The sequence below is a fragment of the Sphingomonas sp. VDB2 genome (assembly GCF_047946695.1).
Classification (GTDB): Bacteria; Pseudomonadota; Alphaproteobacteria; order Sphingomonadales; family Sphingomonadaceae; genus Sphingobium; species Sphingobium bisphenolicum.
In genome coordinates this window covers 3,615,183-3,638,131 of record NZ_CP159615.1, presented here as the reverse complement: position 1 = coordinate 3,638,131, position 22,949 = coordinate 3,615,183, and the positions used below count along the sequence as shown (strand labels likewise).

Sequence of the window (22,949 nt, the reverse complement as noted above, 5' to 3'; positions counted from 1 at the left end):
TCATGGCAAGCGCATCTCCGATCGACCCCGCCTTCCTCGACAAGGACGGCAACCCGCTCTTCCATCTGGACCATGAGCCGCATCATCCCGAAGGGTCCAGCACCATGCTGGGCTTCTGGATGTACCTGATGAGCGATTGCCTCATCTTCGCCTGCCTGTTCGCCACCTATGCGGTGCTGGGCGGCAACTATGCGGCGGGACCGGGGCCGAAGGATCTGTTCGATCTGCCGCTGGTGGCGGTGAACACGGCCATGCTGCTCTTCTCCTCCATCACCTATGGCTTCGCCATGCTGGCGATGGAGAAGAACCGGGTCGGCGCGACGCAGGGCTGGCTGGCCGTCACCGGCCTGTTCGGCCTCGCCTTCCTCAGCATCGAAATGTACGAATTCGCGCACCTCATCCATGAGGGCGCGACGCCGATGCGGTCGGGCTTCCTGTCGGCCTTCTTCACGCTGGTCGGCACCCACGGGCTGCACGTCACCTTCGGCTGCATCTGGCTGGTGACGCTGATGGTGCAGGTCGCGAAAAAGGGCCTGATACCCGCCAACCAGCGCCGCCTGATGTGCCTCAGCATGTTCTGGCACTTCCTCGACGTCATCTGGATCGGCGTCTTCACCTTTGTCTATCTGATGGGAATGCTGCGATGAGCGATGCCGCCCACCCCAAACCCGGCCATGACCACCCCGACGCCCATGCGGGCGCGCATGGCAGCATGGGCAGCTACATGATCGGCTTCGGCCTGTCGGTGATCCTGACGGCCATCCCCTTCTGGCTGGTCATGGCCGGCGTCTTCGCCAATCCGCAGACAACCGCAATCATCATCATGGCCTTCGCCGTCGTGCAGATCGTGGTCCACATGATCTACTTCCTGCACATGAACACCCGTTCCGAAGGCGGCTGGTCGATGATGGCGCTGATCTTCACGCTGGTGCTGGTCGTCATCACCCTGTCCGGGTCGATGTGGGTCATGTATCATCTCAATCATAATATGATGCCCATGTCGCAGCATGACATGAGCCAGATGCCGTGAAAGCCATGGACCCCCGCCCCGAAAAGGCGGGGTTCCCGGTCGGCCTGACGCTGGCCGCGCTGAACCTGTTCGTCGGCCTCATTGCGCTCGGCGTCTGGCAGGTGGAGCGGCTGGCATGGAAGCGCGACCTCATCGCCCGCGTCGATGCCCGCATCCACGCCGCGCCGGTGCCGGCTCCGGCCAGCGCAACCCAGGCCGACGAATATCGCCGCGTCACCGCCACCGGCGCCTTCCTGCATGACAAGGCCGCGCTGGTGCAGGCCGCTACGGTGCGCGGCGCGGGCTATTGGGTGCTGACCCCGCTGCGCCAGGCGAACGGCGTGATTCTCCTCGTCAACCGCGGCTTCGTGCCGCCGGAAGCCAAGGCCCGCTACGATCGGCCGCAGGGCGTGGTGCGCGTCACCGGCCTGCTGCGCCTGACCGAACCGGGCGGCGGCTTCCTGCGCAGCAACGATCCCGCCGCTGACCGCTGGTATTCGCGCGACGTCGCCGCCATCGCCGCCGCGCGCAATCTCAGGCCGGTCGCGGGCTATTTCATCGACGCGCAGGCCGGCCCTTCGCCCAACGCGCTGCCGGTGGGCGGGCTGACCGTCGTCAGCTTCCCCAACAACCATCTGCAATATGCCATCACCTGGTTCATACTGGCGGCGATGGTCGCCGGGGCCTATAGCCTGGTCATGCGCCAGTCTGGAAAAGATCGCCGGGGATGACTGCACAGCCGGGAAGACGCGCGCGCTGGCTGCCGAGCCGGTGGCCCGCCGACGCAGCCGGGCGCCGCAACATGGCGTTGCTGGTGCAATTGCGCTGGATCGCCATCGCCGGGCAGGTCGCGACGATCCTGTTCGTCCATTTCGGCATGGACATCCACCTGCCGCTGCCATCGATGCTGGTCGTGCCGTGCATCGCAGCGGCGATGAACATCGGCAGCCTGATGGTGCTGCGCAGGCGCACCGACATCACCCATGCCGAGCTGTTCCTGGCGCTGTTGTTCGACGTGTTCGCGCTGACCACCCAACTTTATCTGAGCGGCGGCGCGACCAATCCGTTCGTGTCGCTCTATCTGGTGCAGGTGGCGCTGGGCGCGGTGCTGCTGCATCGCTGGAGCGTATGGGGAATCGTGGCGGTATCGATGCTCTGCGCGGCGATGCTGGCCTTCGTCTACCGTCCGCTCGACCTCAGCGAAACGCTGGAAGGGCATTTGTTCGACCTGCATATCGTCGGCACCTGGATCTGCATCACCATGATCGCGGTGTTGCTGGTGCTGTTCATGACCCGCGTGACCCGCAACCTGCAACAGCGGGAGGCTTATCTGGCGGAACTGCGGCAGCAGGCGGTCGAGGAAGAGCATATCGTACGGATGGGCCTGCTGGCATCGGGCGCGGCGCATGAACTGGGCACTCCTCTCGCCCAGCTCGCCGTGGTGCTGGGCGACTGGCGGCACATGCCGGAGATCAAGACCCACCCCGCACTGGTCGAGGAAGTGGGAGAGATGGAAGCGGCAGTGCAACGCTGCAAGACCATCCTGACCGGCATCCTCATGTCCGCGGGGGAGGCGCGCGGCGAAGCGCCGCAGATCACCAACGTCCGCGATTTCATCGACATCATCGCGCGCGACTGGCGGATCGCCAATCCGGGTATGCCGCTGCGCTGCGATTTCGGCCCGCATGAATATCCGCGCATCATCGCCGATCCGGTGATCCGCCAGGCGGTGACCAACCTGCTGGACAATGCGCGCGAGGCGGGCGCGACCTATATCAACATGATGGTCAGCCGCGACAGCCAGTGGCTGCACATCGCGGTGCGCGACAATGGCCGTGGCTTCGACGCGGCGATGCTGGCCGATGTCGGCAAACCCTATCGGTCGAGCAAGGGCAAGCAGGGCGGCGGCCTCGGCCTCTTCCTGGTGGTCAATGTCGTGCGGAAGCTGGGCGGGCGGGTCGATGCGAGCAATGGCGCGGAGGGCGGCGCGATGATCCTGCTGCGCCTGCCGCTCTCGACGCTGGCGCTGGAGGAGGCGAATGATGACGGATGAACGGCAATTGCTGATCGTCGAGGATGACGAAGGCTTCGCCCGCACGCTCAAACGCTCTTTCGAACGGCGCGGTTACAGCGTGCTGTCGGCGGACAGTCTGGAAACGGTCACGGCGATACTGGCCGACAACCGGCCGGGCTTCGCGGTCGTGGATCTGAAGCTTGGCCCGCAATCGGGCCTGGCCTGCGTCCAGGCGCTCCACGCCCATGATCCCGCCATGCTGATCGTGGTGCTGACCGGCTTCGCCAGCATCGCCACCGCGGTCGAGGCGATCAAGCTGGGCGCGACCAACTACCTAGCCAAGCCTTCCAACACCGATGATATCGAGGCGGCCTTCGCCCGCTCCGGCGGCGACCCCACCGCGCCGCTCGCGCCCCGGCCGACGTCGATCAAGACGCTGGAATGGGAACATATCCACGAGGTGCTCAAGGATAGCGAGTTCAACATCTCCGAAGCCGCGCGGCGGCTGGGTATGCATCGCCGCACCCTCGCCCGCAAGCTGGCCAAGCGTCAGGTAGGTTAAGTTTACTTACCCACTTGCGACAGACCCAGACAGGCTGGATCAAATAGAGAATCTTCGCTGTCGCAGACCATGACAAAGTATCCGCGCCGGACAGATGGTAATGGGCCGCTGTTTTCTTGTCGGAACCAGCAGCGTCGTCTATGACCTGTCCATCCATCCCGGCAGGAGGGGATCATGGCAGGCTTTATCGGCTATTGGCTTACGATCGATCGTGATTCCGGCACGTTCGACATGCAGATCGATTATTATGTTCCCGGCTATGACGATCCGGAAACCGGGGAAGCCTTCTACGAAACAAGCTGGAATTACAATTATTACGACCAGAGCGGGACGATCGGGGGCACCGGCGGCTATGGCTGGGACTCGGGTTCCGCCATCGTCTATCTCGGCTTTCCGGGAGGCGAGGATGCGTCCGACGGCACTCTCTCCTTTTCCGCGATGAACAATTTCAGCGGCGAGTCGGTCTCCATGACCTGGCACATCCTCAATGCCGGCCTTGCCCATGGCGACCAGTTGCTGACCGGTTCCGCCGACATGGACATCATCCTGTCCGGCTATGGCGCCGATGAACTGCGCGGCGGCGATGGCGACGATTTTCTCGACTCTGGCGATGGCAATGACCGGCTGTTCGGCGGCGCGGGCGATGACTGGCTGGACGGGGGGCGCGGCGCCGACCAGATGAGCGGCGGCGACGGCCATGACATTTATTTCGTGAGCAACATCTACGATCAGGTGATCGAGGCGGACGGCGAAGGCATCGACTTCGTCGTGTCGTCGGTCAGCTACACATTGGCGCCCTTCGTCGAAGCGCTGGCGCTCGACGGCCCCGATGCCCGCAACGGCACAGGCAATGAGCAGGATAACCGGATCGACGCCAACGACCTGGCCAACGTGCTGAGCGGTCTGGGGGGCGACGACCTGCTGCTGGGCTATGACGGCGATGACAGGCTGCTGGGCGGCGCCGGCTCGGACCTGCTGGACGGCGGCGCGGGCGACGATCGGCTGGAGGGCGGCGATGGCGATGACCTCTATGTCGTCGACTCAATCAACGACCAGACGATCGAACTGTCCGGCGGCGGCACGGACGAGGTTCTTGTTCTGGATCTGGACGATTACGAGTTGGCGAGCCATGTGGAAAATCTCACCTATCTCGGCGGCGCAGCGCTATTTCGCGGCAGCGGCAACAGCCTGAACAATCTCCTGAACGGCGGATTGGGCGCGGATATCCTGCGCGGCCTGCAAGGCAGCGACACCCTGCACGGCGACTTGGGCGACGATGTGCTGATGGGTGGAACGGGCGCCGATATGCTTTATGGCGATCAGGGCGTCGACATGGCCAGCTATGCCGAGGCCCTGTCGGGCGTCGCCGCCAACCTCGCCTCCGGCATCGGAACGCGCGGCGAGGCGATCGGCGACCAATATGACGGGATAGAGGGGCTGATCGGCAGCAGCCACGACGACAAGCTGACCGGAAACGCCGGCGAGAACCAGCTTATGGGCGGCGCAGGCGATGACATAATGTTCGGTGGCGACGGGCGCGACTGGCTGATCGGCGGAGCCGGCGCGGATCTGCTCAACGGCGGCAGGCATGGCGACGTTGTGAGCTATCGCGGATCGGTCGGGGCGGTGCTTGTCAATCTGCAGACCCAGACCGCATCGGGTGGCGACGCCGACGGCGACACGCTCATCAGCTTCAGCCATGCGGAGGGCGGCGACGGCAACGACGTACTGATCGGCGGCGGCGGCCGCAACCAGTTGATCGGCGGCCTGGGGAATGACCGGCTGGAAGGCGCCGCTGGCGACGACATGTTGCGGGGCGGCGCAGGCGCGGATACGCTGCTGGGCGGCGACGGCGACGACATTCTGGACTATAGCGGATCGACCGCCGGTGTGACTGTGAACCTCACCACCGGCGCAGCGGACGGCGGCGATGCGACCGGCGACAGCTTCAGCGGCATGGAAAGGATCACCGGCAGCGACCTTGACGACACTCTGGCTGGCGATGGCCGGGCCAATATATTGGTCGGCGGCGCCGGCGACGATATTTTATACGGCGGTGCTGGCAACGACATCATCATCGGCGGCCTTGGCGCGGATGAAATGCACGGCGGCAGCGGGTCGGACCTGTTGAGCTACAGGGGATCGCTCGACTGGGTGACCATCCATCTCGACCTGGGCTGGTCCTATGGCGTGGAAGGGGCCGGCGACAGGTTCATCGGGTTCGAGAATGCGCGCGGGAGCGAGGTCGGGGATGCGCTGTACGGCAATGCCGGCAACAACCATCTCTACGGCGGCGGCGGTGGCGACTATCTGGACGGCGGCGGCGGCAAGGACGTCCTCTACGGCGAGGCCGGCGACGACGCCTTCCTGTTCTGGACGGGGTCCGGCCAGGTGCGAATCATGGACTTTACCGCCGGCGACGAGCAGGCCGATGATCGCATCATTCTGACGATGGGCGAGGATTATGACAGTTTCGCCGAAATCATGGCGATCGCGACGACGGATGGCGCCGACACCCGCTTTGATTTTGGGGGTGGACAGTCCCTGATCCTGACCGGCGTCGATAAAGCCGCGCTGGTCAGTTCGGATTTCGTCTTCAGCTAGGGAGGGAAGAGGCAATTCCCGCCACGGCATGGCCGGTCAGGGCGTAGCGCGCCAAAAACGAGGGTTCACATCCTGGAGCATCGTGCGGAAAAGTGGGAACCGCTTTTCCGCTCAAAACGATGCGAAGATAAAAAACCAGATCGTACGACTTGCGTCCGATTAAACGCAGCGCGCTTTAGACAGCTGGAGCGGGTGAAGGGAATCGAACCCTCGTCACTTGCTTGGGAAGCAAAAGCTCTACCATTGAGCTACACCCGCCTGCCCGACCGCCCATGGCGCAAGCCATGGGCTGCTGTCAACGGGGATCAGCCATAAGGCGCATCGGCATCGCGCGCCGGAATCGCGCCGCGGCGGCCGATATTCCAGCCGGCGAGACGATGCCCGGCCAGCGCCGCATCGCGCGGGTTGGCGCCGGCCAGCCGGGCATGGAGATAGCCGCCATTGAACGCGTCCCCCGCCCCGCTCGAATCGATGACGTCCAGTTGACGCGGTATCGGCACGATCTCACCCGCCACCAGACAGCCATCGCCGCCCAGCTTCACGACCACGTCCCGCCCCTCGCCCGCACCCCAGCGCGCCGCCGCGTCGCGGGCGTCGTCGGCTTCGCCCATCTCGACCTCGTCCGCCAGCGTCGGCAGGCCCATGTCGCTGACCGCGATCGCCCGGTCGCGCCAGCGGCGCGCGGTCGCCGCATCGTCCCACAGCCGCGCGCGATAATTGCCGTCGAAGGCGATGCGGCCGCCATGGGCACGCACCTGCGCGCACAGGTCCAACAGCGCCTCCCGGCCGGCGTCCGGCAGGATCGCCAGGGTGATGAGCGAAAAATAGAGCAGGTCCGATTGCGCCGCCTGCGCCACCATCGCCGCGCTTTGCGGCAGGTCGAACATCCGCCGCGCCGCCGCCTCGCCGCGCCAGTAATGGAAGCTGCGCTCGCCCGCCGCATCCGTCTCGATCGCGTAGAGGCCGGGCAGCTTGTCCTTTGCCGCGATGACCAGCGACGTGTCCACGCCTTCCGCTTCCCATTGGGCGCACAGTTGCGCGCTCATGGGATCGGTGCCCAGCGCGCTGGCGAGGCGGACAGTGTCGCCCGCGCGCGCCAGATGGATGGCGGTGTTGATGACGTCGCCGCCATAGCGCAGGTTCCAGCCATCCCCATCGCCGCGGCTCAGCTCCAGCATCGCTTCGCCAATGACCGTGATCGTCGCCTTCGTCGCCATGCCCGCTCCCTGTGCAGTAGAGCCGGCGTGGTGCGCAGGGCCGCGTTTCAAGTCAAGAGGGCCTGCCGCGCGACCGCAGGGAACGATTGCGCTGCAGCGCCGTTTTGCCGATGGCAAAGAGAGCACCGTCCACCGGCGCTTGATTCGGGGACAAGATGGTTACCGCCTCCACTGACGAAACAGGCAATCGCTTCGAACTGCTGGTTCAAAGCGTCACCGACTATGCGATCTATATGCTCGACCCGACGGGCGTAATCGTCAGTTGGAACGCGGGCGCGCGCCGCTTCAAGGGCTATGAAGCGGACGAGATCATCGGCCAGCATTTTTCCCGCTTCTACACGCCGGAGGACCTGGCCCGCGGTATCCCCGCAATCGCGCTCCATGCCGCCGAGCATGACGGCCGGTTCGAAGCGGAAGGCTGGCGCGTCCGCAAGGATGGCGGACAATTCTGGGCCAGTGTCGTGATCGATCCGATCCGGGCGCCCGACGGCCGGCTGCTGGGCTTCGCCAAAGTGACGCGCGACCTGACCGAGCGCCGCGCCGCGCAGGATGCCTTGCGCGCCAGCGAGGAACGCTTCCGGCTGCTGGTGCAGAGCGTGACCGACTACGCCATCTACATGCTCGATCCCGTCGGCACGGTGACGAGCTGGAACATGGGCGCGGAACGATTCAAGGGCTATAAGGCCGAAGAGATATTGGGCCAGAATTTCTCCCGCTTCTACAGCGAGGAAGATCGGCTGGCGGGCCTGCCCTCGCGCGCGCTCCATACCGCGCAGACCGTGGGCCGGTTCGAGGCGGAAGGCTGGCGCATTCGCAAGGACGGCACGCGTTTCTGGGCCAATGTCGTGATCGACCCGATCCGCACCCCGGACGGCACCTTGCTGGGCTTCGCCAAGATCACCCGCGACCTGACCGAACGACGCGATGCGCAACGCGCCCTCGACGAGGCGCGCGACGCCATCGTCCAGACCCAGAAGATGGACGCGATCGGCAAGCTGACCGGCGGCGTCGCGCATGATTTCAACAATCTGCTGGCGGTGATCGTCGGCAGCCTGGACCTCGCCCGGCAAAGGCTGACGACCGGCGGCGACATCGCCCGTTATCTCGACAACGCCATGACCGCGGCCGAGCGCGGCGCGACCCTGACGCAGCGGATGCTCGCCTTTGCGCGCAAGCAGGAACTCAAGCTGCAAAGCGTCGACTGCGTCCTATTGGTGCAGGGCATGGCCGAATTGTTCCGCACCACATTGGGCGCGGCGGTAGCCATAGAGATGCGCTTTCCGCCGGCGCTGGGCGCCGCCCATGCCGATCCATCCCAGTTGGAACTGGCGCTGCTCAACCTGGCGGTCAATGCGCGTGACGCCATGCCGGAAGGCGGGCGGATCATCGTCGACGCGGCGCGAACGACCGTCGCCCCGGACGAGCGCCCCGACCTGGGGGCGGGCGACTATATCCGCCTGTCCGTGATCGACGAGGGCGAAGGCATGGACGCCGCCACGCTGGAGCGCGCCCGCGAACCCTTTTTCACCACCAAGGGCGTGGGCAAGGGCACCGGCCTGGGCCTGTCGATGGTGCATGGCTTCGCCCAGCAATGCGGCGGCTCGCTGACGATCGCCAGCGAGCCCGGCGTCGGAACCAGCGTATCGCTGTGGTTGCCGATGGCGCAGGCCGATGCGGAGGCGCAGCACATCGCCATGGTGGTGGAGGAATTGCATGACCCCAACATGCCGCTGGTCATTCTGGCGGTGGACGATGACGATCTGGTGCTGACGAACACGGCCGGTATGCTGGAGGATCTGGGCCATACCGTGTTCCAGGCGTCGTCCGGCGCCGATGCATTGCGGTTGCTGGCGGGCGGCAGCGTGGACCTGGTCGTCACCGACCATGCAATGCCGGGCATGACCGGCGCGCAGCTCGCCGATGCGATCGAACAGATGCAACCCGGCCTGCCGGTCGTCATCATTACCGGCTTTGCCGAACTGCCGCCGCACGCCACGCATCGCCTGCGTCTCGACAAACCGTTCAGGCAGGCGGAGCTTGCGCGCACCGTCGCGACCGCCATGCGCACCGCGCTCGCATCGGCGATCGTGGCGCGCGAACCCGATCCGCCCCGTACCGACTGTTGATCCATTTTTAGAAAAACCCGGCCGAAATATTGGAAAAGCGGCATTTTTCGTCGCTCTTTGCTTGCAACATCGGTGCAGTTCCCTGATGGGGACCATATCTGTTCCCAGCCTGCAGGATCGCATGGACATCTTGACTGCGCCGACCCCGACTTCGCATTTCTTCACATCGTTGCGGACACGGCTGCACTATCTCGACTGGGGCAATCCATCGGCCCCGACGCTGGTCCTGGTGCATGGCGGCTTCGACCATGCGCGCAGTTGGGACTGGACGGCGCGCGCGCTGGCGCGGGACCATCATGTCATCGCGCTGGACCTGCGCGGCCATGGCGACAGCGGCTGGTCGCCCGACGGCTCCTATATGATGGCCAATTTCGTGTACGACCTGGCGCAGCTGGTCGACCTGCTCGACCGGTCGCCCGTGACGATCGTGGGCCATTCGCTCGGCGGCGCGATCAGCCTGCGCTATGCGGGTCTGTTCCCTGAAAAAGTGCGCAAGCTTGTCGCGATCGAAGGTCTGGGCCTGTCGCCCGACCGCCTGAAGCAAAAGGCCGAACAGGCGGCGCCCCAGGTCTGGCGCGAATGGATCGACACGCGCCGCGCCAGCGCACGGCGCACGCCGCGGCGCTATCCCACGATCGAGGCGGCGATCGGCCGGATGCGCGAGCGCAACGAGCATCTGACGGTCGAGCAGGCGCTGCATCTGACCAGCCACGGCGTCAACCGCAACGAAGACGGCAGCTATGGCTGGAAATTCGATCCCTATCTGAAAGGGCTGGCGCCCCAGGCCGGCACCGATGAGGAACTGCCCGACTTCTGGAAGCGGATCAGTTGCCCCACCCTGCTCTGCCTGGGCCAGGATAGCTGGGCATCCAACCCGGAAAAGGACGGCCGCATCCGCCATTTCAGCGACGCCCGGCTGGTCGAGTTCGCCGATGCCGGCCACTGGCTGCACCATGACCAGTTCGAGCGCTTCATCGGCGAGGTTCGCGGCTTCCTAGAGGGTGAAGCCGGCGACAGCCGCACGGTAGTCCGCCTTTAACCCCGCGACGAAATCGGCGGTCGGCTGCACCTTGTCGACCGCGCCGATCCCCTGGCCGCAACCCCATACGTCGCGCCACGCCTTCTTGTCGCCGCCGGTCATCGCCGCGAAATCCATGTCCTTCGCCTTGGGCAGGCTGTCGGGGTCCAGCCCCGACGCGACGATGCTGGGGCGCAGATAATTGCCGTGGACGCCGGTGAACACGTCCGAATAGACGATGTCGGCGGCATGGCTGTCGACGATCATCTGCTTGTAGGCGGGGTCGGCATTGGCCTCCGCCGTGGCGATGAAGGGCGATCCCATATAGGCGAGGTCCGCGCCCATCATCCGCGCGGCGGCGATGGCGCGGCCGGTGGCGATCGATCCCGACAGCGCCAGCGGCCCGTCGAACCATTGGCGGATTTCCTGGATCAGCGCGAAGGGCGACAGCGTGCCGGCATGGCCGCCCGCCCCCGCCGCCACCGCGATCAGGCCATCGGCGCCCTTCTCGATCGCCTTGCGCGCGAACATGTCGTTGATGATATCGTGCAGGACGATGCCGCCATAGCTGTGGATCGCCGCATTCACATCCTCGCGCGCGCCGAGCGAAGTGATGACGATCGGCACCCTATATCGAACACACAGCGCCAGATCCTCCTCCAGCCGCGCATTTGTGCGGTGGACGATCAGGTTGACGGCGAAGGGCGCATCGGCGTCGGTCAGTTCCGCCTGCAACTGCTGCAACCACGCCTCGAACATGCCCGACGGCCGCGCATTGAGCGAGGGAAAGGCGCCGACGATCCCTGCGCGGCACTGCGCCATGACCAGCGCCGGTTGCGAGATGATGAACATCGGCGACCCGATCAGCGGCAGCGCAAGGCGGCCTTCCAGCAATGTCGGCAGGGTCATGAAACAGGCGTCTCCTCTATTATCACACCGCGCTAACACCGCTCGACCCTCGGAAAAAGGCCAAAATCAACTGTATTGATGTATTAATACAGCAATGCTATAAGGACGCTGCCAGACAGTGTCGGGAGCAGGACGATGTATAGCGAGAGCGATCTACAGGATGCCGTAGCGGCGGGCGCAATCCCCGCGCAGGCGGCGCAGGCGTTGCGCGATCATGTGGCGGGACTGCGCGCCTCGCCGATGGTGGACGAAGAACATTTCCGGCTGCTGACGGGCTTCAACGACATCTTCGTCGCGATCGCCAGCGTCCTGCTGCTGGTGGCGGTTGGCTGGCTCGGCAACAGCCTGCGATTCGGGGCGCCGGACCATCATCCTGCCTTCATGGCCGGCCTGCTGGTGGCTGCCGTCAGTTGGGGCCTGGCCGAATATTTCACCCGGCGCCGCCACATGGCGCTGCCCTCCATCCTTTTGCTGGGCGGTTTCGTCGGCGGCATCGTCTTTGCGGTCGGCGCGCTGGGTGCGCAGATATTCCCCCATGCGGGCGACAGCCTGGCCTCGATGATCGTGTGCGTCGCGGCCGGCGCGGGCGTGCTGGCGGCCTGGGCGCACTGGCGGCGCTTCATGGTGCCGATCACCGTGGCGGTCGGCGCGGCGGCGGCGGCCGGCGTCGGCGTCAGCCTTGTCATGGCCGGCACGCCCGACGATATGACTCTGCCCTTCGCGTTGCTGCTGATCGCGGGCCTCGCCATCTTCGCGCTGGCCATGCGGTGGGACATGAGCGACCGCGCCCGCACCACGCGGCGATCCGACGTCGCCTTCTGGCTGCACCTGGCCGCCGCGCCGATGATCGCGCATTCGCTGTTCCACCTGCTGGGCGTGATGAACGGCGACGAGATCAGCGCCGCGCGCGCCGCGCTGGTGATCGCCCTCTATGTCGCCTTCGGCCTCATCGCGCTGGCGATCGACCGGCGCGCGCTGCTCGTCTCCAGCCTCGCCTATGTCCTTTTCGCCCTGTACGGCCTGTTCCGCCAGGCCGGCGCGGTGGAACTGTCCTGGGCGCTCACGACGCTGGTGATCGGCGCGGCGTTGCTGCTGCTGTCGGCGCTATGGCACCATGCCCGCGCGCTGGTGGTGCATGGCTTGCCGCCACGCCTTTCCGAGCGCCTGCCCTATCTGGATCGCGCCGTCGCTTGACCGCGACCGGCTGCTCCCTCTTTTCAGGAGGGAGCAGCCGCAGACCTTCAATCCTCGACGATCCGCAGCAGCTTGCGCTCGACCGGTGCCAGCACGCCCTGCAACTCCTGGCCGCGCTTCAATATCTGGCCGCTTTCCCCGACCAGCGCCCACATGCCCTGGCGATGGCGCAGCGCCGGGCGCTTCTCGATCCGATATTCGGGGCGTTCGGCGGAGCGGCGGAAGGCGCTGAAGATCGCCGCCTCCTGCCCCATGTCCATCGCATAGTCGCGCCAATGGCCGGCCGACACCATGCGGCCGTACAGATCCATGATCCGTTGCAGTTCCAGCCGCTCGAACCCGACCTGGCCGCCCTTCGGCCCCGGCCCCGCTCCTTGATGGGGAAACGGCGTCACATTGGTCATCAGGCCCGGCCGCGCTCCTTGAACAGCGGCGCATCGTCATCGTCGCCCAATGCCGATGGCAATATCGGTCTCTGGCGCTCCGCCATCAGTTCGGCGAGGCGCTTCTGCAACTGTTCGACCTCGCACTGAAGCATCTCCAGCTTCTGCTTTTCGGGATCGAAACAGTCCGAACAGGGCGTGCCATAGGGCATGAAGTCGCGCTGATAGGCGGTCACGTCGACCAGCATCGCCCGCGCGGGAATGCCGACCATGGTCGCGCCTTCCGCCACATCCTTGGTGACCACGGCGTTCGCACCGACGCGGGCGCGCGCGCCGACATTGATCGGCCCCAGCACCTGTGCGCCCGACCCGACGATCACGCCGTCGTTCAGCGTGGGGTGACGCTTGCCGGCGATGCCGTTGGCGGGGTCCGTACCGCCCAGCGTGACATTCTGGTAAAGCGTCACATCATCGCCGATCTCGGCCGTCTCGCCGATCACGGTAAAGCCATGGTCGATGAAGAAGCGTTTGCCGATCTTCGCGCCCGGATGGATGTCGTTACCGGTCAGGAAACGCGACAAATGGTTCACGGCGCGCGCAAGAAAGAACAGCCGCGCGCGATACAGGCGATGGGCGACCCGATGAAAGGCCAGCGACCAGACGCCGGGGTAGAGCAGGATTTCCGCGCGGGACCGCGGCGCCGGATCGCGGGATTTGATCGAATCCAGATAGGAAATGAGGCTGCGCACCATCCAGACGTCCCTGACCGTTCCTAGACTTGTTATGAGCATCCCATATAAGGGGAATTGCCCGGCTTTTCCAGATGGGGCGCTAACCGCGCTTTTTCGCCGCAAATAGAAACTTGCTTGGCGGCACGCGATATACCAATCATGGAAGTAGACAATTCCAGTGAGGGGTAGCGGATGATCGACACTTTTATCGCCCATTTCGGCGAAATCCTGCCTTTCATCCTCGTCGGATTCGGCGCGCAGATCATCGACGGCGCGCTGGGCATGGCTTATGGCGTCATTTCCAGCACCCTGCTGCTGACCCTGGGCGTGTCGCCCAGCCGCGCGTCGGCCAGCGTCCATGTCGCCGAAACCTTCACCACCGGCGTATCGGCGATCAGCCATATCCTGCACCGCAATGTGGACTGGAAACTATTCGCCCGGCTCATCATTCCCGGCGTGATCGGCGGCGTCAGCGGCGCCTATTTTCTGTCCAATATCGACGGCGCGGTGATCAAGCCTTTCGTTCTGGCCTATCTCGCCGCGATCGGCTTCTACCTCATCTGGCGCGGCTTCCATCTGCCGCCCAAGCCCCGCGATCCCAAATGGGTCGCGCCTCTGGGCCTGGTCGGCGGCTTCATGGACGCCAGCGGCGGTGGCGGCTGGGGACCGATCGTGACATCGAACCTGCTGCTGCAGGGGTCCAGCCCGCGCCACACCATCGGCACGGTCAACACGGTCGAATTCATCCTGACCCTGTCGATCAGCCTGACCTTCCTCCTTCATCTGGGCTGGGAAGCCTTCACCACCTATACGCTGGGCCTGCTGATCGGCGGGGTGATCGCCGCGCCCTTCGGCGCGATGCTGGCACGCCGGGTGGCGCCGCGCATCCTCTTCTCGGCGGTGGGCGTCATCCTGACGATCACGTCGCTGTTCGGGGTCGCCAAATATCTTGGATATATCGGCTAAGACGCTTATATTCGGATTTCTGATCGAGGAATCCGATAAATGTCCAGTTATCTGCCCACGCTCAAGCAGCTGCAATATCTGGTTGCGCTCAAGGAGCAGGGCCATTTCGGCAAGGCCGCCGATAGCTGTTTCGTCACCCAGTCGACCCTGTCGGCGGGCATCCGCGAACTGGAATCGCTGATCGGCGTCACGCTGGTCGAGCGCACCCGCCGGGTGGTGCGCTTCACCGCCCTGGGCGATCGCATCGTGGTCAAGGCGCATCGCGTGCTGCGCGAGGCGGAGGAGCTGGCTGCCATCGCCGAGGCGTCGGGTAAGCCGCTGACCGGCGAGTTGCGGATGAGCGTGATCCCGACCATTGCGCCCTTCCTGCTGCCGCGGATGCTGCCCAGGCTGCGCGCCGACCGGCCCGACCTCAAACTCTATCTGCGCGAGGAAACGACCCAGGCGGGGATTGAATCGCTGCGCCACGGCCATGTCGATTGCGTGCTGATGGCGCTCCCCTTCGCCATGGGCGAGGTGGACAGCGAAATCCTGTTCCAGGACCGGCTCTATGTCGCCTTTCCGCATGACGAGCCGCGCGATCCGCCCGAATGGATCGGCCCGGACATGATCGATGAGAGCAAATTGCTGCTGCTGGAGGACGGCCATTGCCTGAAGGACCATGCGCTGGCCGCCTGCAACCGGCCCGACCTGCGCGCCAGCGCGACGATGATGGGCACGTCGCTGCACACGCTGATCCAGATGGTCGATAATGGCCTGGGCATGACGATGATCCCGGAAATGGCGATTGCGAGCGGGATATTGGAGCATACGCAAATTGTCGCGCGGCCGCTTCAGTCGGAACGCGCCTGGCGCGACATCGCGCTGGTGTGGCGCCGGAACAGCCCGCGCGAGAAGGAATTCCACCTGCTGGCCGGCATCTTGCGCGACGCCGCGGCGCTCAATTGCCGGTTGCCCGAAGCGGCTTAAGCCTTCCAGCCCTTCGCCCTGGCCTCATCCTCGGCCCGCGCCGCAACCCATTGAGTTGCGCCGTCGCCAAAATGCTCCTTCTTCCAGAAGGGCGCGTCGGACTTCATCCAATCGATCAGGAAGGCGCAGCTTTCCAGCGCGGCGGTACGATGGCGCGACGCCGTGCCGACGAAGACGATGCGCGCGCCCGGCTCCAGACGCCCGAAACGATGGATCACGCTGACGCCCAGCAGCGGCCAGCGCGCCAGCGCCTCGTCCACGATCCGGTCGACCTGCGCCTGCGTCATCGCCGGATAATGTTCCAGCTCCAGCGCGATCAGGCCGCCGTCCCCGCGCACCACGCCGGTAAAGCTCGCCACGCCGCCACCGCCCAGCGCCTCCAGCGCGGCCAGTTCGGCGGCGACATCGAAATCCGCCGCCTGGATGGCAACCCGTTTCATCCGCCCGTCACCGGGGGAAACAGCGCCACTTCGCGCGCGTCGCCGATCAGGCTGTCCAGCGGCACGAAACGCTGATCGATCGCCGCACGCAGCCGCGCCGGATCACTCAAAGCCTGCGCGTAACCCCCGCCCCGGGCGGCCAGCGTCGCGACCAGATCGGCCACGCTGCTATCTGCTGCGGGCCGCGCGACCCGCTCCTCGTCGCGGCCGATGGCCTCGCGCACCCAGGCGAAATAGACGATGGTCAGGTCCGCCATCGCCGGTCAGTCCATATGCTTGATGCCGACGCGCAGATAGTCCCAGCCGGTGACCAGCGTCAGCATCGCCGCGGCCCACAGGGTCACGATGCCCACCGTCTGGACGAAGGGGAATTGCGGCACCGCCCCGGCCAGGATCAATGCGCCCAGCGCGATGATCTGGAACGTCGTCTTCCATTTTGCGAGGCGCGACACCGGCACCGACACCTGCAGCCCGGCCAGAAATTCGCGCAGGCCCGACACTGCGATCTCGCGCAGCAGAATGATCATCGCGGCGGCGATATGGATGCCCGCTATGTCGCGGGTCGCCGCCAGCATCAGGATGACCGCGCCGACCATGATCTTGTCCGCGATCGGGTCCAGAAACACGCCCAGTTTCGACACCGTGCCCTGCGCGCGCGCCAGATAGCCGTCGAAATAATCGGTCACGCCCATCAGGCAATAGAGGGCGAAGGCCAGCGCATAGCCGGTGGTCCAGCGCGCGCCCTGTTCCGCCGGCCACAGCAGAGCGACCAGCAGCGGCACCGTCACGATCCGCGAAAGCGTCAGCAAATTGGGCAGCGTTAGCATCGCCGCGAACTGCCACAGTCCGGCGCGGCATACAAGCAAAGCCGTATCGTCATGCCCAACCCATTGGACACAGACGTCGTCAACCGCTAGACCCCGCCCCGGTCGCTCACGGGAAAGAAGACGCCCCTATCCATGCAAGCCTCTCTCAGGCTCTTGAACAAGCGCCGTTTTCTGCCGCTTTTCATCACCCAGCTCCTTGGTGCGTTCAACGACAATCTGTTCAAGAACGCGATGGTCCTGTTCGTGGTCTATCAGGTCTATAACGACGAGAAATCCGAAACCTGGTTCAGCGCGCTGGCCACGGGCCTGTTCATCCTGCCCTTCTTCCTGTTGTCGGCGATATCGGGCCAGTTGGCCGACCAGCGCGACAAGGCGGTCATCATCCGCTGGGTGAAGGCGGCGGAAATCCTGATCATGGGCGTGGGTGCGGTGGGCCTCGGCCTCATCTGGAGCGGCATTGCCGTCCACACGCTGGCGATCCCGCTGCTGCTGGTCGCGCTGTTCGCCATGGGCATCCATTCGACCTTCTTCGGCCCGATCAAATATGCGATCCTGCCCCAGCATCTGCATGACGACGAAGTGCTGGGCGGCACCGGCCTGGTCGAAGCGGGCACTTATATCGCGATCCTGGCCGGCACGATCCTGGCCGGCGTGATCCCGGTGGAGGCGGCCGCGGTCGGCATCATCATCACGGCGCTGATCGGCTATATCGCGGGGCGGGCAGTGCCCTCGGCGCCGTCATTGCTCGAAAAGCAGCCGATCGACTTCCACATCATCCGCTCGTCGGTCGCGCTGGTGCGCGGGACGATGCATATTCGCCGCCTGTTTCTGGCGATCATGGCGATCAGCCTGTTCTGGGCGGTCGGCTCGATCCTGTTCATCCAGTTCCCGCCGCTGGTGAAGAATGTCCTGACCGCCGACAAGCCGGTCGCCAGCCTGTTCCTGGCCATCTTCTCGATCGGCATCGCGATCGGCTCCGTGGCGATCAACCGGCTGTTGCAGGGCCATGTCTCGGCCAAATATGCGCCCGCGTCTGTGATCGGCATGGGGCTGTGCATCGTCGCCTTTCACATCGTGTGCGACCTGTGGACGCCCTCGCCGGACGGGAAGATGCTGTCGCTCGCCGGGTTTCTGGCCCATCCGCTGGCGATTCCGCTGTCGTTCTGCCTGCTCGGCGTCGCGACCTTCGGCGGCATGTTCGTGGTGCCGCTTTACGCCTTCCTGACCACGACGGTCGAAAAATGCGAAGCGGCGCGCACAGTGGCGGCCAATAATATCGTCAATTCGGGCGCGATGGTGGTCGGATCGCTCTGCGCCATCGGGCTCAGCATCGCCGGCGTATCGGTGGTGATGCAGTTGCTGCTGGTCGCCTTCCTCACCCTGCCCTGCGCGGCGATGGCGTGGAAGCTCCACAAGGCCTGCGACGGCCCTTTATGCCATTGACCGGACGCCCGGTCCTCGTCTCAGAAAATGAAGCTGTAGAAGGCCGTGAAGAAGGCCGCGAAGCTCAGGCCGAACAGCTTCCAGTCGCTGTCGTCGTCGCTGAACCGCTTCTTGCGCGCGGGCATATCCTCCACCACGCGCAGCACATGGGCGGGCAGCCGCTGGCGGAAAGGATGGCGGGCCGATTCGGTGGTGAGGACGAGGGGTCGGTTTCGCATAGCGATTGGTTAACGCAAAATTTACCATATAGACCAGCGCATATTGTGGTTAATTCCGACCTGTCCCGGCACGGGACAGGCTTGACTGTATGATATGAATAACACAGTATGACCCAAGACATGCCCGATTCCGCCCCACTCGATCCCTTCGCGCAACCCCCGCGCGAGTTCGGCGCGGGTCCGCCCAGCGCCTTCGCACGGCCCACGCCCTGGCGTCGCCGGCTCCAGATCGCCGGATGGGTGATCGCCGCAGGCCTCGCCATGCTGATGATTCTGGTCGCCTGGCTCGCGGTCACGGCGCCGCTCTCCCGCTCGCTCAAGCCGATCGCGCCGCCCAGCATCAGCCTGACGTCGGCGGACGGCCATCTGATCGCCCGGCGCGGCGCGGTGATCGACACACCGGTGACGATGGCCGAATTGCCCGCCCATGTGCCGCAGGCGTTCATGGCGATCGAGGATCGCCGCTTCATGACCCATTGGGGGGTCGATCCGCGCGGCGTCGCGCGGGCCATGTGGCATAATCTCTGGTCGGACGGATCGTCGCAGGGCGGCAGCACGATCACGCAACAACTGGCCAAGGGCGTCTTCCTGTCCAGCGACCGCACCTTCGGCCGCAAGGCGCGCGAGGCGCTGATCGCACTCTGGCTGGAAGCGTGGCTGACCAAGGACCAGATCATGGAGAGATATCTCTCCAACGTCTATTTCGGCGACAATGTCTATGGCCTGCGCGCCGCGGCGCTCCATTATTTCAACCGCACCCCCGAACGGCTGACCATCCCGCAGGCCGCGATGCTGGCGGGGCTGTTGAAGGCGCCCTCGCGCCTTGCTCCCACCGGCAACCTGAAGGGCGCCCGCACCCGCGCCGCGCTGGTGACGCAGGCGATGGTCGATGCCGGCTATATCAGCCAGGCGGAACGCAACGCCCTGCCTCCCGCCCGGCTCAACGTCCATGACACGCCCGACGCCACCACCGGCACCTATTTCGCTGACTGGGTGCTTGCCGACGCGCGCGATCGCGCCGGGGCCGTCTATGGCGAACAGAAGATCGAAACCACGCTCGACTGGCGCATCCAGCGGCTGGCCGAAGCCGCGATCCGCCGCGCGCCGCTGGGGGCTGCGCAGGCGGCGCTGGTGGCGATGAAGCCCGATGGCAGTGTCGTCGCCATGGTCGGTGGCAAAAATTACGCCAGGAGCAGCTTCAACCGCGCCGTGCAGGCGAAGCGCCAGCCGGGTTCGACCTTCAAACTGTTCGTCTATCTCGCCGCCTTCCGCGCGGGGATGACGCCCGACGACATGATCGATGACACGCCGATCACCACCGGCACCTACCGCCCCGCCAATCACAGCGGCAAGTATCGCGGCCGCATCACGTTGCGCCAGGCTTTCGCCGCGTCGAGCAATGTCGCGGCCGTGCGGCTGACGCAGAAAGTCGGCGTCGACAATGTCATCAAGGTCGCCCGCGACCTGGGCGTCACCGCGCCGCTGACCGAAGATTTGAGCCTCGCGCTCGGCACGTCGGAAATCCCGCTGGTCGAACTGGCGGAGGCCTATGCGGCGGTCGCAGCGGGCGCCTATCCCGTGCTCGCCCATGGCCTGCCGCCCGAGGAACAGGGCTGGTTCGAAAAGCTGATGCAGCGCCAGCAGCAATTCAGCCAGGACCAGCTCGACATGATCCGCGACCTCCTCTCCTCCGCCGCCAATCGCGGCACCGGCAGCGCGGCGGCGCTGCGCACCAGCACCTTCGGCAAGACCGGCACGACGCAGGACAGCCGCGACGCCATTTTCGTCGGCTATGCCGGGGGCCTCGTGACGGCGGTGTGGATCGGCAATGACGACAACGCCCCCCTGCCCGGCGGCGCGGCCGGCGGCGGCGTGCCCGCGCGCATCTGGCGCAATTTCATGAGCGGCGCGATCAACGAGCCGGTCGAGGATGCCCCCGAAGAAACGCAGGACGCCGATCTCGTCAACGCGATCGCCAATGTCACGGTGGAAACCGGCATCGGCAATGTCGGGCTGGGCGTCGATGAAGGCGGCATGACGGTGAACATCGGCGGCGGCCAGATCCGCCTGCCGATCGACCAGCCTGCCGGGCCGTCAGGCACTCCACCGCCGAGGATCGCGCCGACGCAGCCGGGCGAAGGCGAGGATGGCGGGCCGCAATAAGGATGAAACAGACCACCTTGCCCCCGTCCTGAATATTCCATATCCTGTGGACAGGAAGGTTATCGCATGTCCAAACCCATGACCCTGAATGTGCGCGTGAGCGGTGCGCTGAGCGATTTCGTCTCTACCAATATCGGGGACAGCGGGGCTTATGAAAATGTCAGCGAATATGTTCGCGATCTCATCCGTCGGGACAAGGCACGGGTCGAGGGCGAGCGGCTTGCGCTTCTCAAAACCGAACTGGTCCATGCCTTCGCCGCACCAGAGAGCGACTATCAACCGCTCGATGCCGATATGATTATCGCCCGCAACGCGCGGCCATAGGCGCATGGCCGCCTATCGCGTGCAGCAGGCGGCCGGACGGCGGATCGACGATATCTATCGCTACACCCGTGATAGATGGGACCAGGACCAGGCCGAGAATTATATTCGCGGCCTTTTCGCGCGGTTCGAGGATATCGCTATGCGGGACTGCGTCTGGCGGGATATTCCTGCGGAGTTCGGCGTCGATGGCTTTTTTTGCCGCTATGAACACCATTATATTTATTGGCGCGTCCTGTCGGACGGTGCTGTCGGCATCGTGACGGTGTTGCATGAACGAATGCACCAGATTGATCGCTTCCGGCAGGACCTGACCTGACCATCAGCCCGAAAAGAAAAAGGCCCCCGCAGTGCGGAGGCCCCTTCCTTTGTCTTCGCGATAAGCGAACCGATCACATATGGATCGGCTTGCCCGTTACGGCCATGGCCGCTTCCTTGATCGCTTCGCTGTGCGTCGGGTGCGCGTGGCAGGTATAGGCGATGTCTTCGCTCGACGCGCCGAATTCCATCGCCTGCGCCGCCTGCGCGATCATCGTGCCCGCGGGCACGGCGATGATCCACACGCCCAGCACCTTGTCGGTTTCGGCGTCGGCGATGATCTTCACGAAGCCGTCCGGTTCGTGATTGGTCTTGGCGCGGCTGTTCGCCATCATCGGGAACTTGCCGACCTTGATCGCTCCCTTTTCCTTGGCTTGCTCCTCGGTCAGGCCCACGCCCGCGATTTCCGGCTTGGTGTAGACCACCGACGGGATCACGGCATGGTTCACGATGCCGGTCAGGCCCGCGATATTCTCCGCGACGGCAATGCCTTCGTCCTCGGCCTTGTGCGCCAGCATCGGGCCGGGGATCACATCGCCGATCGCCCAGACGCCCGGAACCTTGGTCGCGAAGTCATGATCGGTTTCGATCTGGCTGCGCGCGTTGAGTTCCAGACCGATCTTGTCGAGACCAAGCCCTTCGGTGTTGGGACGGCGGCCGATCGACACGAGGACCACATCGGCCTCGATCTTCTCCGCGTCGCCACCGGCGGCGGGTTCGACGGTCAGGGTCACGCCCTTCTTGCCGACTTCCGCGCCCGTGACCTTCGTGCCGAGCTTGTACTCGAAGCCCTGCTTCTTGAAGATCTTGTTGGCTTCCTTGCGGACTTCGCCGTCCATGCCGGGCAGGATCTGGTCGAGATATTCGACCACGGTCACCTTGGCGCCCAGGCGCTTCCAGACGCTGCCCAGTTCCAGCCCGATCACGCCGCCGCCGACGACGACCAGATGGCCGGGCACCTTGTCCAGTTCCAGCGCGCCGGTCGAATCGACGATCTTGCCGCCTGCGTTGTCGACTGCGACGCCGGGCAGCGGCGTGACCGACGAACCGGTGGCGATGACGATATTCTTCGCCGTCACCGTCTCGCCGTTGATCTCGACCGTGTTGGCGCCGGTGAAGCTGGCCAGACCCTTGAGCCAGGTCACCTTGTTCTTCTTGAACAGGAACTCGATGCCGCCGGTCAGGCCCTTGACCGCATCGACGCGCTGGCCCTGCAGGGTGGGCAGGTCCAGGCTCATCTTGTCGATCTTGACGCCCAGCTTGGCGAGCGCGCCATTGGCCGCTTCGTCATACAGCTCCGACGCATGCAGCATCGCCTTGGACGGGATGCACCCTACATTGAGGCAGGTGCCGCCCAGCGTCTCGCGGCTTTCGGCGCAGGCGGTCTTGAGGCCAAGCTGCGCCGCGCGGATCGCGGCGACATAGCCACCGGGGCCAGCGCCAATTACCAGGACGTCATAGTCGAAATCGGACATGGAATTTTCCTCTTCCCGTCATGCCAGCGGAGGCTGGCATCT

The 22,949-nt window shown here is 65.1% G+C and carries 24 protein-coding genes and 1 tRNA gene; 15 read left to right on the top strand and 10 right to left on the bottom strand.

From position 1 onward, the window contains the following. Positions 1-2: 2 nt before the first annotated feature. The 6 genes from cyoC to ABT375_RS18115 all read left to right on the top strand — a co-directional run bounded on the left by cyoC (position 3) and on the right by ABT375_RS18115 (position 6,189). On the top strand, positions 3-647 hold the full coding sequence (gene cyoC, locus ABT375_RS18140; protein ID WP_224549977.1) for a cytochrome o ubiquinol oxidase subunit III: 645 nt from the start codon (positions 3-5) through the stop codon (positions 645-647). Next, positions 644-1,030 (top strand): cytochrome o ubiquinol oxidase subunit IV, encoded by a 387-nt coding sequence (cyoD, locus tag ABT375_RS18135; protein WP_224549976.1) that lies wholly within the window; start codon positions 644-646, stop codon positions 1,028-1,030. Before cyoC ends, cyoD begins: the two co-directional genes overlap by 4 nt. Before the next feature lie 5 nt (positions 1,031-1,035). Next, entirely contained in the window at positions 1,036-1,740 is a 705-nt protein-coding gene (locus ABT375_RS18130) for an SURF1 family protein (RefSeq protein WP_416464940.1), read from the top strand. Further along, entirely contained in the window at positions 1,737-3,062 is a 1,326-nt protein-coding gene (locus tag ABT375_RS18125; protein ID WP_261935258.1) for an ATP-binding protein, read from the top strand. Before ABT375_RS18130 ends, ABT375_RS18125 begins: the two co-directional genes overlap by 4 nt. After that, positions 3,052-3,585, top strand: coding sequence for a response regulator transcription factor (locus tag ABT375_RS18120; RefSeq protein ID WP_261936773.1), 534 nt, complete (start codon positions 3,052-3,054; stop codon positions 3,583-3,585). The genes ABT375_RS18125 and ABT375_RS18120 overlap by 11 nt, the downstream gene beginning before the upstream one ends. Positions 3,586-3,759: 174 nt before the next feature. Beyond that, a complete protein-coding gene (locus tag ABT375_RS18115) occupies positions 3,760-6,189 on the top strand; it encodes a calcium-binding protein (protein WP_416463557.1) in 2,430 nt (809 codons plus the stop codon). A gap of 184 nt (positions 6,190-6,373) precedes the next feature. Here the strand turns inward: ABT375_RS18115 and ABT375_RS18110 are convergent. Continuing rightward, positions 6,374-6,447, bottom strand: a tRNA-Gly gene (locus ABT375_RS18110). 47 nt (positions 6,448-6,494) lie between these two features. Next, entirely contained in the window at positions 6,495-7,406 is a 912-nt protein-coding gene (locus ABT375_RS18105) for a sugar kinase (protein WP_416463556.1), read from the bottom strand. A gap of 155 nt (positions 7,407-7,561) precedes the next feature. Between ABT375_RS18105 and ABT375_RS18100 the strand changes: the two genes are divergently transcribed. Together ABT375_RS18100 and ABT375_RS18095 are read left to right on the top strand one after the other, a co-directional pair. Next, positions 7,562-9,532 carry a PAS domain S-box protein gene (locus tag ABT375_RS18100; RefSeq protein ID WP_416463555.1) on the top strand — a complete coding sequence of 657 codons (1,971 nt, stop codon included), beginning with the start codon at positions 7,562-7,564 and terminating at the stop codon, positions 9,530-9,532. A gap of 121 nt (positions 9,533-9,653) precedes the next feature. Continuing rightward, positions 9,654-10,571 (top strand): alpha/beta fold hydrolase, encoded by a 918-nt coding sequence (locus ABT375_RS18095; protein WP_261935261.1) that lies wholly within the window; start codon positions 9,654-9,656, stop codon positions 10,569-10,571. On the opposite strand, the gene ABT375_RS18090 is transcribed toward ABT375_RS18095, so the two are convergent. Further along, positions 10,527-11,459, bottom strand: coding sequence for an NAD(P)H-dependent flavin oxidoreductase (locus tag ABT375_RS18090; protein ID WP_261935262.1), 933 nt, complete (start codon positions 11,457-11,459; stop codon positions 10,527-10,529). The two genes, ABT375_RS18095 and ABT375_RS18090, sit on opposite strands and share 45 nt — an antisense overlap. Positions 11,460-11,594: 135 nt before the next feature. On the opposite strand from ABT375_RS18090, the gene ABT375_RS18085 reads away from it, so the two are divergent. After that, a complete protein-coding gene (locus tag ABT375_RS18085; RefSeq protein ID WP_416463554.1) occupies positions 11,595-12,653 on the top strand; it encodes a hypothetical protein in 1,059 nt (352 codons plus the stop codon). 47 nt (positions 12,654-12,700) lie between these two features. Here ABT375_RS18085 and ABT375_RS18080 read toward each other — a convergent pair whose 3' ends face one another. Beyond that, positions 12,701-13,057: a DUF2794 domain-containing protein gene (locus tag ABT375_RS18080; protein ID WP_224549968.1), complete on the bottom strand. Its 357-nt coding sequence runs from the start codon at positions 13,055-13,057 to the stop codon at positions 12,701-12,703. Further along, positions 13,057-13,788 carry a serine O-acetyltransferase EpsC gene (gene epsC, locus ABT375_RS18075; protein ID WP_261935264.1) on the bottom strand — a complete coding sequence of 244 codons (732 nt, stop codon included), beginning with the start codon at positions 13,786-13,788 and terminating at the stop codon, positions 13,057-13,059. The genes ABT375_RS18080 and epsC overlap by 1 nt, the downstream gene beginning before the upstream one ends. A 171-nt stretch (positions 13,789-13,959) precedes the next feature. Between epsC and ABT375_RS18070 the strand changes: the two genes are divergently transcribed. Together ABT375_RS18070 and ABT375_RS18065 are read left to right on the top strand one after the other, a co-directional pair. Then, a complete protein-coding gene (locus tag ABT375_RS18070) occupies positions 13,960-14,733 on the top strand; it encodes a sulfite exporter TauE/SafE family protein (RefSeq protein ID WP_224549966.1) in 774 nt (257 codons plus the stop codon). Between the two features lie 39 nt (positions 14,734-14,772). After that, a complete protein-coding gene (locus tag ABT375_RS18065; RefSeq protein ID WP_261935265.1) occupies positions 14,773-15,702 on the top strand; it encodes a hydrogen peroxide-inducible genes activator in 930 nt (309 codons plus the stop codon). On the opposite strand, the gene ABT375_RS18060 is transcribed toward ABT375_RS18065, so the two are convergent. From ABT375_RS18060 to pgsA, 3 genes are read right to left on the bottom strand one after another with little or no spacing between them, the layout of a single operon-like run. Then, positions 15,699-16,142 carry a molybdenum cofactor biosynthesis protein MoaE gene (locus ABT375_RS18060; RefSeq protein ID WP_416463553.1) on the bottom strand — a complete coding sequence of 148 codons (444 nt, stop codon included), beginning with the start codon at positions 16,140-16,142 and terminating at the stop codon, positions 15,699-15,701. The two genes, ABT375_RS18065 and ABT375_RS18060, sit on opposite strands and share 4 nt — an antisense overlap. Next, positions 16,139-16,399, bottom strand: a complete 261-nt coding sequence (locus ABT375_RS18055) for a MoaD/ThiS family protein (protein ID WP_224549963.1) — start codon at positions 16,397-16,399, stop codon at positions 16,139-16,141. The genes ABT375_RS18060 and ABT375_RS18055 overlap by 4 nt, the downstream gene beginning before the upstream one ends. A 6-nt stretch (positions 16,400-16,405) precedes the next feature. Next, positions 16,406-16,969 carry a CDP-diacylglycerol--glycerol-3-phosphate 3-phosphatidyltransferase gene (gene pgsA / locus ABT375_RS18050; protein WP_224549962.1) on the bottom strand — a complete coding sequence of 188 codons (564 nt, stop codon included), beginning with the start codon at positions 16,967-16,969 and terminating at the stop codon, positions 16,406-16,408. A 132-nt stretch (positions 16,970-17,101) separates the two neighbouring features. Between pgsA and ABT375_RS18045 the strand changes: the two genes are divergently transcribed. Next, a complete protein-coding gene (locus ABT375_RS18045) occupies positions 17,102-18,412 on the top strand; it encodes an MFS transporter (RefSeq protein ID WP_416463552.1) in 1,311 nt (436 codons plus the stop codon). A gap of 20 nt (positions 18,413-18,432) precedes the next feature. Here ABT375_RS18045 and ABT375_RS18040 read toward each other — a convergent pair whose 3' ends face one another. Beyond that, positions 18,433-18,630 (bottom strand): hypothetical protein, encoded by a 198-nt coding sequence (locus tag ABT375_RS18040; protein ID WP_224549960.1) that lies wholly within the window; start codon positions 18,628-18,630, stop codon positions 18,433-18,435. Between the two features lie 120 nt (positions 18,631-18,750). Here ABT375_RS18040 and ABT375_RS18035 point away from each other — a divergent pair, with 120 nt between their 5' ends. The 3 genes from ABT375_RS18035 to ABT375_RS18025 all read left to right on the top strand — a co-directional run bounded on the left by ABT375_RS18035 (position 18,751) and on the right by ABT375_RS18025 (position 21,433). Further along, on the top strand, positions 18,751-20,793 hold the full coding sequence (locus tag ABT375_RS18035) for a transglycosylase domain-containing protein (RefSeq protein WP_416463551.1): 2,043 nt from the start codon (positions 18,751-18,753) through the stop codon (positions 20,791-20,793). A gap of 66 nt (positions 20,794-20,859) precedes the next feature. Further along, the gene (locus ABT375_RS18030) at positions 20,860-21,117 is read left to right on the top strand and encodes a ribbon-helix-helix domain-containing protein (RefSeq protein ID WP_224549958.1); all 258 of its coding nucleotides are present in this window, start codon (positions 20,860-20,862) and stop codon (positions 21,115-21,117) included. A gap of 4 nt (positions 21,118-21,121) precedes the next feature. Next, on the top strand, positions 21,122-21,433 hold the full coding sequence (locus ABT375_RS18025; RefSeq protein WP_416463550.1) for a type II toxin-antitoxin system RelE/ParE family toxin: 312 nt from the start codon (positions 21,122-21,124) through the stop codon (positions 21,431-21,433). Between the two features lie 73 nt (positions 21,434-21,506). Here the strand turns inward: ABT375_RS18025 and lpdA are convergent, their stop codons facing one another. Beyond that, complete coding sequence (lpdA, locus tag ABT375_RS18020; protein WP_416463549.1) at positions 21,507-22,907, bottom strand: dihydrolipoyl dehydrogenase; 1,401 nt, start codon at positions 22,905-22,907, stop codon at positions 21,507-21,509. Between the last annotated feature and the right edge of the window lie 42 nt (positions 22,908-22,949).

Bases quoted from the DNA above. Each gene is read 5' to 3' on its own strand.
- cyoC (WP_224549977.1), top strand. From the start codon at position 3: ATGGCAAGCGCATCTCCGATCGACCCCGCCTTCCTCGACAAGGACGGC.
- cyoD (WP_224549976.1), top strand. From the start codon at position 644: ATGAGCGATGCCGCCCACCCCAAACCCGGCCATGACCACCCCGACGCC.
- ABT375_RS18130 (WP_416464940.1), top strand. From the start codon at position 1,036: ATGGACCCCCGCCCCGAAAAGGCGGGGTTCCCGGTCGGCCTGACGCTG.
- ABT375_RS18125 (WP_261935258.1), top strand. From the start codon at position 1,737: ATGACTGCACAGCCGGGAAGACGCGCGCGCTGGCTGCCGAGCCGGTGG.
- ABT375_RS18120 (WP_261936773.1), top strand. From the start codon at position 3,052: ATGACGGATGAACGGCAATTGCTGATCGTCGAGGATGACGAAGGCTTC.
- ABT375_RS18115 (WP_416463557.1), top strand. From the start codon at position 3,760: ATGGCAGGCTTTATCGGCTATTGGCTTACGATCGATCGTGATTCCGGC.
- ABT375_RS18105 (WP_416463556.1), bottom strand. From the start codon at position 7,406: ATGGCGACGAAGGCGACGATCACGGTCATTGGCGAAGCGATGCTGGAG.
- ABT375_RS18100 (WP_416463555.1), top strand. From the start codon at position 7,562: ATGGTTACCGCCTCCACTGACGAAACAGGCAATCGCTTCGAACTGCTG.
- ABT375_RS18095 (WP_261935261.1), top strand. From the start codon at position 9,654: ATGGACATCTTGACTGCGCCGACCCCGACTTCGCATTTCTTCACATCG.
- ABT375_RS18090 (WP_261935262.1), bottom strand. From the start codon at position 11,459: ATGACCCTGCCGACATTGCTGGAAGGCCGCCTTGCGCTGCCGCTGATC.
- ABT375_RS18085 (WP_416463554.1), top strand. From the start codon at position 11,595: ATGTATAGCGAGAGCGATCTACAGGATGCCGTAGCGGCGGGCGCAATC.
- ABT375_RS18080 (WP_224549968.1), bottom strand. From the start codon at position 13,057: ATGACCAATGTGACGCCGTTTCCCCATCAAGGAGCGGGGCCGGGGCCG.
- epsC (WP_261935264.1), bottom strand. From the start codon at position 13,788: ATGGTGCGCAGCCTCATTTCCTATCTGGATTCGATCAAATCCCGCGAT.
- ABT375_RS18070 (WP_224549966.1), top strand. From the start codon at position 13,960: ATGATCGACACTTTTATCGCCCATTTCGGCGAAATCCTGCCTTTCATC.
- ABT375_RS18065 (WP_261935265.1), top strand. From the start codon at position 14,773: ATGTCCAGTTATCTGCCCACGCTCAAGCAGCTGCAATATCTGGTTGCG.
- ABT375_RS18060 (WP_416463553.1), bottom strand. From the start codon at position 16,142: ATGAAACGGGTTGCCATCCAGGCGGCGGATTTCGATGTCGCCGCCGAA.
- ABT375_RS18055 (WP_224549963.1), bottom strand. From the start codon at position 16,399: ATGGCGGACCTGACCATCGTCTATTTCGCCTGGGTGCGCGAGGCCATC.
- pgsA (WP_224549962.1), bottom strand. From the start codon at position 16,969: ATGCTAACGCTGCCCAATTTGCTGACGCTTTCGCGGATCGTGACGGTG.
- ABT375_RS18045 (WP_416463552.1), top strand. From the start codon at position 17,102: ATGCAAGCCTCTCTCAGGCTCTTGAACAAGCGCCGTTTTCTGCCGCTT.
- ABT375_RS18040 (WP_224549960.1), bottom strand. From the start codon at position 18,630: ATGCGAAACCGACCCCTCGTCCTCACCACCGAATCGGCCCGCCATCCT.
- ABT375_RS18035 (WP_416463551.1), top strand. From the start codon at position 18,751: ATGCCCGATTCCGCCCCACTCGATCCCTTCGCGCAACCCCCGCGCGAG.
- ABT375_RS18030 (WP_224549958.1), top strand. From the start codon at position 20,860: ATGTCCAAACCCATGACCCTGAATGTGCGCGTGAGCGGTGCGCTGAGC.
- ABT375_RS18025 (WP_416463550.1), top strand. From the start codon at position 21,122: ATGGCCGCCTATCGCGTGCAGCAGGCGGCCGGACGGCGGATCGACGAT.
- lpdA (WP_416463549.1), bottom strand. From the start codon at position 22,907: ATGTCCGATTTCGACTATGACGTCCTGGTAATTGGCGCTGGCCCCGGT.